The organism is Vibrio sp. 970, from assembly GCF_033339075.1.
Genome location: NZ_JAWOTW010000827.1, coordinates 1 through 516, shown reverse-complemented (window position 1 = coordinate 516; position 516 = coordinate 1). Strand labels below are relative to the sequence as shown.

Here is a 516-nt window from a genome sequence, read left to right as displayed (position 1 = left end):
GTGATGAAGAAGTATCTATCGCGTAATTAGTGAGCTTGGACACAGATAAGAGATGTTTTCTGATGTGAATTCCAGTTCATTGATCTAAGACCAAAATTTCGTTTCAAAACAGTGTACATAATCTCTACTCAGAGTTATCAAACAAGTATGTTTCTAGCTCACAACCGCAAAGTCGTTCATAAAAATCAGATTGATAGAAAGATGACTGAATGTGGCTCGAAATGCCTAATGTCATGGCCAACCAACTCAGGAAGAGTAGTAGTACTATGCGCCCATATCTCAAATACATCATCCCAACGGTGATTCCGTTACTTATTTGGCTGATGCCTTTGTCAGCGTTTCCTTTTGACGGCATCACCATCGTCCAACAGCGAGTTATCGCGATCTTTTTGCTGGCTGCGCTCTGTTGGGTGTTCGAGCCTATTCCGATTTATGCCACGTCGGTGGTGATCATCGTGCTTGAGTTATTGCTCATTTCGAACAAAGGCATTGTCTTGTTTCGAACACAAGAAGGGC

At 42.2% G+C, this 516-nt stretch carries 1 protein-coding gene; it reads left to right on the top strand.

Features of this window, described 5'->3' with window-relative positions; all coding sequences use genetic code 11:
- Nucleotides 1-266 precede the first annotated feature (266 nt).
- On the top strand, nucleotides 267-516 hold a 250-nt coding region (locus R7Q11_RS29425; protein ID WP_225467375.1), incomplete at its 3' end, for an anion permease.